This is a genomic window from Arthrobacter sp. GW822-FHT05G07 (assembly GCF_058799755.1).
The window spans coordinates 365,353-373,294 of record NZ_JBXALT010000006.1 but is presented as its reverse complement, the minus strand read 5'-3'; the positions used below and the strand labels follow the sequence as shown (position 1 = coordinate 373,294).

The 7,942-nt window shown below is 64.1% G+C and carries 6 protein-coding genes and 1 riboswitch; all 6 genes read right to left on the bottom strand.

What is annotated here, in order from left to right; genetic code table 11:
* On the bottom strand, window positions 1-63 hold a 63-nt coding region (locus AC1RJY_RS12850), incomplete at its 3' end, for a serine dehydratase beta chain (protein ID WP_498602436.1).
* Window positions 64-365: 302 nt separating this feature from the next.
* Window positions 366-1,685, bottom strand: a complete 1,320-nt coding sequence (gene glyA, locus AC1RJY_RS12845; RefSeq protein ID WP_011776600.1) for a serine hydroxymethyltransferase — start codon at window positions 1,683-1,685, stop codon at window positions 366-368.
* Window positions 1,682-2,065 (bottom strand): glycine cleavage system protein GcvH, encoded by a 384-nt coding sequence (gene gcvH, locus AC1RJY_RS12840; RefSeq protein WP_014923200.1) that lies wholly within the window; start codon window positions 2,063-2,065, stop codon window positions 1,682-1,684. Before gcvH ends, glyA begins: the two co-directional genes overlap by 4 nt.
* Before the next feature lie 22 nt (window positions 2,066-2,087).
* Complete coding sequence (gcvT, locus tag AC1RJY_RS12835) at window positions 2,088-3,209, bottom strand: glycine cleavage system aminomethyltransferase GcvT (RefSeq protein WP_014923201.1); 1,122 nt, start codon at window positions 3,207-3,209, stop codon at window positions 2,088-2,090.
* A gap of 11 nt (window positions 3,210-3,220) precedes the next feature.
* Complete coding sequence (gcvP, locus tag AC1RJY_RS12830) at window positions 3,221-6,073, bottom strand: aminomethyl-transferring glycine dehydrogenase (RefSeq protein WP_043471578.1); 2,853 nt, start codon at window positions 6,071-6,073, stop codon at window positions 3,221-3,223.
* 147 nt (window positions 6,074-6,220) lie between these two features.
* Window positions 6,221-6,319, bottom strand: a riboswitch (glycine riboswitch).
* Window positions 6,320-6,394: 75 nt separating this feature from the next.
* Window positions 6,395-7,909: a PucR family transcriptional regulator gene (locus tag AC1RJY_RS12825; protein ID WP_014923203.1), complete on the bottom strand. Its 1,515-nt coding sequence runs from the start codon at window positions 7,907-7,909 to the stop codon at window positions 6,395-6,397.
* Between the last annotated feature and the right edge of the window lie 33 nt (window positions 7,910-7,942).

Sequence of the window (7,942 nt, the reverse complement as noted above, 5' to 3'; positions counted from 1 at the left end):
CACAGTATGAGAACTCGACGGGCCAATACCCACAGAGAACAGATCAAAAACACCAACAGCCATGGCTGGGATCCCTTTCAGGGAAGAGTGAAACAAACAAGAATGTGGGGCCGGGCCAAATCCCGAGCCAAGGCAGGCCCAGCCCCTGTGGAAGCCGAGTGCAGCTTCCAAACCCGGTGTTTACGTGAGGCATTCGTTCCCAGCGAACGCCTCACCCGGGAGATCAAATGTGCATCGTGTGCACCACGGCCGGTCGCACCAACGGCCGTTGGGGCCGTTCCGTAAACGGGGTCCCGCTGCAAAACATGCCGTGCGCACGGCATGTTTTGCAGCGAGCCCACGAAACGGCCAGCAAAACCGAGCGGCTAGCCGAGGTTCGCGACCCCCGGGTACAACGGGTGCGCCTTAGCGAGTGCCTCAACACGGTGACGCAACCCGGTAAGGTCCGCGTCGGCGTCGGCGATCAACACTTCGGCGATGATGTCCGCTACCTCGCGGAAGGCCGCTTCCCCGAAGCCGCGCGTTGCCAGCGCCGGGGTGCCGATGCGCAGGCCGGAGGTGACCATGGGCGGGCGGGGGTCGAAGGGGACGGCGTTGCGGTTGACGGTGATGTCGATTGCGGCGAGGCGATCTTCGGCTTGCTGGCCGTCGAGTTCGCAGTTGCGGAGGTCGACGAGGACCAGGTGCACGTCGGTTCCGCCGGAGACTACGTTGATGCCCTTGGCGGCGACGTCGGGCTGCACCAAGCGTTCGGCGAGAATCCGTGCACCGGCGAGGACGCGTTCCTGTCGCTCCCGGAATTCCTCCGAGGCGGCAATTTTGAACGCAACAGCCTTGCCTGCGATGACGTGTTCCAGCGGTCCGCCTTGCTGGCCCGGGAACACGGCCGAGTTGATCTTCTTGGCGATATCGGCGTCGTTGGAGAGGATGATGCCGCCGCGGGGGCCCGCGAGGGTCTTGTGCGTGGTGGACGTGGTGACGTGCGCGTGCGGGACCGGCGAGGGGTGCAGGCCCGCGGCCACAAGGCCGGCAAAGTGTGCCATGTCCACCATCAGGTACGCGCCCACGGAGTCGGCGATCCGGCGGAACTCAGCGAAGTCCAGCTGCCGCGCGTAAGCGGACCAGCCGGCGACGATGAGCGCCGGTTTGTGCTCTTGGGCCAGGCGCTCAACCTCGGCCATGTCCACGGTGTGGGTGTCCTCGCGAACGCCGTAGGGGACCACGTTGTAGAGCTTGCCGGAGAAGTTGATGCGCATGCCGTGGGTCAGGTGGCCGCCGTGGGCCAAGTTCAGCCCCATGATGGTGTCACCCGGCTTGATCAGGGCGTGCATCACGGAAGCGTTGGCCTGGGCACCGGAGTGCGGCTGGACGTTCGCGAATTCGGCGCCGAACAGTGCCTTGATGCGGTCGATCGCCAGCTGCTCAATGACATCGACGTGTTCGCAGCCGCCGTAGTAGCGCTTGCCCGGGTAACCCTCGGCGTATTTGTTGGTCAGCACCGAACCTTGGGCCTGCATCACGGCAACGGCCGTGTGGTTCTCGGAGGCGATCATTTCCAGCCCGTCGCGCTGGCGACCGAGTTCGTCGTCGATCTTTGCGGCGATCTCAGGATCCAGCTCTGATAGCTGGGCGTCCAGCGACGCCGACACAACTTGCTGGTACTCAGTCACAGATACCGGGTTCACAGTTCTCCACCGTTCGTTGCAGCGTATTCTTCGGCCGACATGAGCGGCCCTTCTTCCGTGGCGGCAACCTTGAAAAGCCAGCCGGCACCGTAGGGATCGTTGTTGATGAGTGCCGGATCGCTGACAACGGCGTCGTTGATCTCGGTCACCTCCCCCGTCACGGGCGAGTACAGGTCCGATACCGACTTGGTGGATTCAACCTCGCCACAGGTCTCGCCTGCGGTCACTGTGGAACCAACCTCGGGGAGGTCCACGTACACAATGTCGCCCAGGGCGTCAGCGGCTACAGCAGAGATCCCGATCCCGACAGGCCCGCCCCCATCAGAGGCAACCCACTCGTGCTCGGCCGAGTATTTCAATTCAGCAACTACCTTGCTCATTTCAATTCCTAACTTCTCGTGACTACTTTTGGCGCTTGTAGAACGGCAGGGCGACAACTTCGAATGGTTCGGCTTTGCCTCGGAGGTCGACCTCAACGATCGTTCCCGGCTCTGAATGCTCGACGTCGACGTAGGCCATCGCTACCGGGTAACCGAGCGTCGGGCTTGGCTGGCCGGAGGTGACTTCGCCGATCAGGGAGCCGTCCTTGAGCACCGAGTAGTGGGCGCGCGCGGCACGGCGGCGCGTGCCCTTGAGGCCCACGAGCTTCTGCCCAAGGGTGGACCCCACACCGGCAGCCTTGATGGCGGTGAGTGCCTCCCTGCCCACAAAGTCGCTTTCCTTGGCCAGGGAAACTACCGGGCCCAGGCCTGCTGCGTAGGCATTGACGTGCTGGGAGAGCTCGTTGCCGTAGAGCGGCATGCCGGCTTCAAGGCGGAGCGAATCGCGGGCGGCGAGACCTGCGGGGATGAGTCCGTGGCCTTCACCGGCTTCCAGCAGCGCTTCCCAGAGGCCTGCGGCGTCGACGTTCGGGACGTAGATCTCGAAGCCGTCTTCCCCGGTGTAGCCGGTGCGGGCGAGCAACAGGTCCTCCCCGTTGATGGATACCTCAACCGCGGCGTAGTACTTCAGTTCGGTGACCAACTCGTGCTGTTCCGCAGGGACCAGTTGCAGCAGGATGGCTTCAGCGGTCGGGCCCTGCACGGCGATGAGTGACGTCTCGGCAGAGACATCCTCGACGACGACGTCAAAACCGGCCGCGCGCTTCAGCAGCGCCGCGGAGACCACCTTGGCGTTGCCCGCATTGGGGACTACCAGGTACTTGTCTTCAGCCCGTCGGTAGGAGATGAGGTCGTCGATGATGCCGCCGTCGGCGTTGCAGATCAGCGAATACTTGGCCTTGCCTACAGCGATCGCTGACAGCTTGCCCACCAGGGCGTAGTCCAGGAAGGCCGCAGCGTCGGGGCCGCTGACCCAGACCTCGCCCATGTGGGAGAGATCGAACAGGCCCGCCGCGTTACGGACGGCATGGTGCTCGGCGAGTTCGGACTCGTACTTCAGCGGCATCTGCCAGCCGCCGAAGTCCGTGAAGGAAGCGCCGGCCTTTTTGTGCTGCTCGTAGAGAGCGGTGTAGTTCTCAGACATGTCGGGAGTCCTTAGTTTTCGAAGTCTTCGAGCGGAGGGCAGGAGCACACCAGGTTGCGGTCACCGGCAGCTCCATCGATGCGTCCAACTGGCGGGAAGTACTTGTCCTGCTTCAAGTGGTGGACGGGGAACGCTGCCTGCTCGCGCGGGTAGTCGCGGTCCCAGCCGGAATTTACGACGGCGGCAGCTGTGTGCGGCGCGTTGCGCAGCGGCGATTTCTCAAGAGTGAAATCACCGCTGGCCACCTGCTCGATCTCGGCGCGGATGGTGATCATGGCTTCGATGAAGCGGTCGATCTCGGCAAGGTCCTCGGACTCGGTCGGTTCCACCATGAGCGTGCCCGCAACCGGGAACGCGAGCGTGGGGGCGTGGAATCCGAAGTCGATGAGGCGCTTGGCCACGTCTTCAGCGGTAACTCCGGTGCGGGTGGTCAGTTCACGCAGATCCAGGATGCACTCGTGGGCAACAAGTCCGCCCTCGCCCGTGTACAGGACGGGGAAGTGCTCGTCCAGGCGGGAGGCAACGTAGTTGGCTGCGAGCAGCGCGGACTTCGTGGCGTCGGTGAGGCCTTGGCCGCCCATGAGTTTCACGTAGGCCCAGGAAATCGGCAGGACGCCGGCGGAGCCATAGCGGGAAGCTGAGATGGCCACGCCATGCCCTTCCTCGTGCGCTGCTTTGTTCGCATCGCCCGGCATGAACGGAGCCAAGTGTGCCTTCGCAGCAACAGGGCCAACGCCCGGTCCACCGCCGCCGTGCGGGATGCAGAAAGTCTTGTGCAGGTTCAGGTGCGATACGTCACCGCCGAACTTGCCCGGCTGGGCCAGGCCAACCAGCGCGTTCAGGTTCGCACCGTCAACGTACACCTGGCCGCCGGCTGCATGGATCGCGTCACAGACTTCGCGGACGTCGGCGTCGTAAACGCCGTGCGTGGAGGGGTAGGTGATCATGATGCAGGACAGGACGTCTTTGTTGGCTTCGATTTTGGCGGTCAGGTCTGCGTGATCGATGGTGCCGTCGGCAGCCGTGGCCACCACCACAACCTTCATCCCGGCCAAGACCGCGGACGCGGCGTTGGTACCGTGGGCCGACGCGGGGATCAAGCAGACAGTGCGCTGCTGGTCACCACGGGACAGGTGGTATCCACGGATGGCCAGCAGGCCGGCCAGCTCTCCCTGGGAACCGGCGTTCGGCTGGATGGAGACCTGGTCGTAGCCCGTGATCTCGGTGAGGTCGGCTTCCAGGTCTTCGATCAGTTCCCGCCAACCCGCTGTCTGGTGGTCCGGAGCGAACGGGTGGATCGACGCGAACTCAGGCCAGGAAATCGCTTCCATCTCAGCAGTCGCGTTGAGCTTCATGGTGCACGAACCCAGCGGAATCATGGTGCGGTCCAGTGCGAGGTCCCGGTCGGACAGCCTGCGGATATAGCGCAACAGCTGCGTCTCGGAACGGTGCGTGTTGAACACCGGGTGCTGCAGGAAGTCGCTGCTTCGGACCACGTCTGCGGGCAGTTCGAACCCTGCTGCGTCCCCTACCGGACCGGCTCCAAAGGCGACGGCCACCGCGGAGAGGACCTCCGGCGTCGTGGTTTCATCAATGCTCACCCCAACGGTGTCGGCGTCGATGAATCGCAGGTTGATGCCGCGTGCCTCGGCGGCGCCGATGACTTTGTCAGCCTTGCCGGGGACGCGCACTGTGAGGGTGTCGAAGAAGGACTCGGACGTAAGTTCCCGGCCAGCTTTCTTCAGCGCTGTGGCAAGGGTGCGGGCATGGCCGTGAACGGTTTCGGCGATCGCCTTCAGGCCTTCCGGACCGTGGTAGACGGCGTACATCGAGGCGACAATGGCCAGCAAGGCCTGCGCTGTACAGATGTTGGACGTCGCCTTTTCGCGGCGGATGTGCTGCTCGCGGGTCTGGAGGGCCAGACGGTACCCGGGGACGCCTGCGTTGTCCTTGGAAACGCCCACGATACGGCCGGGAAGTGTGCGCTCCATGCCTTCGCGGACCGCCATGTAGGCCGCGTGCGGGCCGCCGAAGAACAGGGGCACGCCGAAGCGCTGCGCGGTTCCGACGGCGATGTCCGCACCTTGTTCACCCGGGGGCGTGATGAGGGTGAGCGCCAAAAGGTCAGCCGCGACGGTGACCAGCGCACCGCGTTCCTTGGCGTCGGCGATCACGACGGAGTGATCGAAGACTCGGCCCGAAACGCCCGGCTGCTGGAGCACGATGCCATTGATGTCGCCGTCGGGAAGGCCCGCCGAAAGGTCAGCGATCTCCACCTCGAAGCCCAACGCCTCAGCGCGACCCTTCACGATCGCGATGGTCTGCGGGAGGAGGTCGGAGTCCAGGACAGTCTTACCGTCCTTGGCAGTCTGGTTCTTGTTGGCCCTGCGCATGAGCAACACGGCCTCGGCCACGGCGGTGGCTTCGTCCAGCAGGGAAGCGTTCGCAACGGGCAGGCCGGTGAGGTCCTGCACCATGGTCTGGAAATTGAGCAGCGCTTCGAGGCGGCCCTGGGAAATTTCCGGCTGGTACGGGGTGTAAGCCGTGTACCAGGCCGGAGCTTCAAGGATGTTGCGGCGAATGACCGGGGGCGTGACGGTGTCGTAGTAGCCCTGGCCGATCATCTGCACAGCGGTCTTGTTCTTGGAAGCGAGCTTCCGTAGCTCGGTCAGGACCTGGACCTCGGTGAGGGCGTCCTCCAACTTCAGGGCAGTGTCCTGGCGGATCGAATCGGGGACCGCGACGTCTACCAGGCCGTCGACAGAGTCGTAGCCAATGGCCTTGAGCATGGTGTCAACATCGGCTTGGCGACGGGCGCCGATGTGCCGGTCCGCGAAGGCGGTGGGGGTTGATTGAACAGTCAAGAGGAACTCCATGATTCAGGCGCCCAGTGAGCGCTCGATGATGTGGGTTCCTCCCCGCTCTGTATTGGACCTGAGAGATTCCGCAGGAATGGTTGCCTGCTTGCACCGTCGGTGAGCCCGGTTACCCGGACTGCTTTCCAGAGTTGCCTAACCGCGGCGGTACATGGGCCTGAGAGATTCCTGGGGAGGATTTGCTCCTACGGCGCCTGACTGGATGTACCGGCAGGGCTCTCCCGCCGCAGATCAAAAGCGTTGCGTCACCGTGAGTGACACGCTTCACACCATAGCTGGTTGTTTTGAAAAAGCGCAAGCAAGGTGAAGTTACTGATGCATCGCCTCATGGATTTGCAGCGCGAACCAGAGCTGGGCAACTGTGGACGTTTCACCCATATCCAGCCCCGTCAGCTCGCCGATTTTCCGTATCCGGTAGATGATGGTTTGCCGGTGCGCGAACAACGCCGTTGCGGTCTTTTGCCAGGACCGTTGCGAGTCCAGATACGTCCTGAGCGTGACGAGGAGATCGCCCTCCTGGCTCTGCTCGTAGTCGAAAATCGGGCCTAAAAGCCGCCGAACCAGCGCCGTTCCTTCCTCGAAACCCGTCAGCCCCAGCCATGACGGCCCCTCCGCATAGCGGGCCAGTGCCAGCTTGTTGGCACGGGCGGAGCCAAGCGCCCAGAGGGATTCCTGCAGTGCGCGTTGGATGTTGGCAACGGCCGCCGGCGCGCTGATCCCGATCGCAGCATCCGCCCCGGCACAGTGCGCCAGGACGTGGTCAGGGACGTCGGCCGGGACCACCACATGGAGCCTGTTGTTCCGCTTCAACGACGCCGACGCAACCCCGTGCCTCCACAGTTCGATGTGCACATTGGCCAGCCTGTCGCCGTCGTCCGCTTGTCTGTCTCCGCCGCCCGCCGACATCGAGGCGAGCAGGAAATCCTGGGGCGAAACCTCGAAAGCTGCCAGCCGGCTCTCCATTTCGGCCGCGCCCAAGCGTCCGTCCATTGCCTGCAGGAGGAACTCGCCGGCCAGCCGGTGGCGGCCTTCCAGCGACAAAACGATGCGCGAAAGCTGCAGTCCCAGCACGGTTGCGGCGTGAAGGAGTACGACGGCGTCCGGGTGCGGTTCGCTGTTGGGCAGCACCACCAGGAGCGCATTGGCATGCGTGGGAATGTCCATGGTGAGCACGTGACGGCCCCGGATGCGGTGCCACTGGAAGTTCTTTCCGGCGAGGGACACCTGCCCGGACAGCGGAGCCCATTCCTCGGCAAGGAACTCTGGCAGCGTTTGCCCGTCCGGATGCCAGGGATGGAGGCAGCGTCGGTCCACCACGAACAGGTTTGCGTCGAGCTCAGTGGCCAGCCGCTGGACCAGGCTCTGCCAATGGTCCTCGGAAGCTCCGGCGGTGCGGAGCAGATCGTAGACGCGGGCCGTCTGCCGCAGTCGGCGCGATTCTTCGAGCAGTGAGGACTCGGCAACCGACCGGGCGATTGCGATGAACGGCAGCGGATACGGGATGTTGACCAGTGGCAACGGCAGCCGCTCGCACGCCGCCAGGAATTCCGCGGTGAGGGGCGGCGCGTGCATCTTCTCACCGATCGCCAAGGCGCTGGCACCGCTGTCCACCAAGGCCTCTGCGAGCGCCACCTGACCTTGCGCGTCTGGCGGGATGGACAGGCCGTTGGTCATCATGAGCTCGCCGCCTGTCACCCATTCCCACAGTCTGGGCAGATCCGAGGTGTGGGCCCAGGTGATGCGGTTGTCCCGGCCCGCCGATCCTGCCAGGAGCGTGAGCCCGAGTTGAGGCTCGGCCACGAGTTCAGCCACGGTGATTGCCATGCGGGGTCCTGTTTTCCTTGCGTTCGATGAGGG